General features: G+C 59.2%; 2 protein-coding genes. Both read right to left on the bottom strand.

Going from position 1 to position 1,352, the window contains the following annotated elements:
• Window positions 1-241: 241 nt before the first annotated feature.
• Window positions 242-712, bottom strand: coding sequence for a DUF6301 family protein (locus EII35_RS15425; protein ID WP_125229336.1), 471 nt, complete (start codon window positions 710-712; stop codon window positions 242-244).
• A 166-nt stretch (window positions 713-878) separates the two neighbouring features.
• Window positions 879-1,352 (bottom strand): DUF6301 family protein (locus EII35_RS15420; RefSeq protein ID WP_221739801.1); only part of this gene is annotated, 474 nt, incomplete at its 5' end.

Below are 1,352 nucleotides of genomic sequence, written 5' to 3'. Positions count from 1 at the left end.
CCATCCTCACCGGAGCAGGCAACCCCGCCAGACGCTCGATCCAGGTCTGGGCCGTCTCAAAGGAAATATGTCTCAAGGCGCCATCCTCCTCCACTGGTCAAGCCAGACTGCGAACACCAGCAAGCAGTCCGTGTCGAAACCCGCAGCGAACGGTGCTGGGACTCGAGGCGGGCCGGAATCCCGCCAAGTCTCGACACGGGCCCTCCGCAAGCTCCGGCCCCAGCTCGACCAGCGGAGGGAATCACCACCGCTCCTCCGTCCGATCCGACGTGACAAACCTACAGGTAACGCAGTCAGACCACACCGTCAACTCAGCGTAACCCTGCTCATGAAATTTCCAGATGAACTTAATCATGTCCACATCCGTCATCACACTCCACGGCTCACCCCACACTCCAGAAAAAGCCTCCACAAAACGGGGAAAAAAATCCGCTACCGCCACATCCCCCAGTAGATTCCCCTCCCAGTTCCTCACCAGATCAAAGTTGACGTTATACAACTTGCCTGTTTCTCCATTGCCCGACACCAGAACAACCTGAGCTTCCTCCTCGACCTCGTACCTGTACCGAGATTCGATATTCGTGGACTCCCACCCGAACTCCGCCGCCAACCCCGGGATGTCATCCCACCTCACCGGAGCAGGCAACCCCACCAGACGCTCGATCCAGGTCCGGACCGTCTCAAACGAAATATGCCTCAAGACGTCATCCACCCCCTCCCCCCACCGCGCTGGTCGAGCCGGACCGCGAGCGTCAGCAAGCAGTCCGTGTGGAAACCCGCAGCGAACGGGTACTGGGACTCGAGTTGGGCCGGAATCCCGCCAAGTCTCGACTCGGGCCCTCCGCAAGCTCCGGCCCCAGCTCGACCAGCGGAGGGAATCACCACCGCTCCACCGTTGGGTCAAAGGTGACAAATTGGCAGGCTACACTGTGAGGCCACGCAATGAGCTCAACATAGCCCTGCTCATGGAGTTTCCAAATGAAGTCAATCGTCTCCACATCCGTCATCACACTCCACGGCTCACCCCACACCCCAGAAAACGCCTCCACATACCCCGGCAAAAAATCCACCACAGCCGCATTACCCAACAATCCACCATCCCTATTCTTCACCAAACTAAAGAAAATCTCGAGGTACTCTCCGGTCTCCTCATTCGCCGACACCAGAACCATCTGAGGCGCCCCCTCCGCCTCATACTTGTACTCGTCATCCCACTTGGTGGGCTCCCAGCCGAAGTCCGCCGCCAACCCCGGGATGTCCTCCATCCTCACCGGAGCAGGCAACCCCGCCAGACGCTCGATCCAGGTCTGGGCCGTCTCAAAGGAAATATGTCTCAAGGCGCCATCCTCCTC

This window comes from Arachnia propionica (genome assembly GCF_003932785.1).
In the GTDB taxonomy this organism is placed as follows: Bacteria; Actinomycetota; Actinomycetes; order Propionibacteriales; family Propionibacteriaceae; genus Arachnia; species Arachnia propionica_B.
This window is presented reverse-complemented; position numbering and strand designations above follow the sequence as displayed.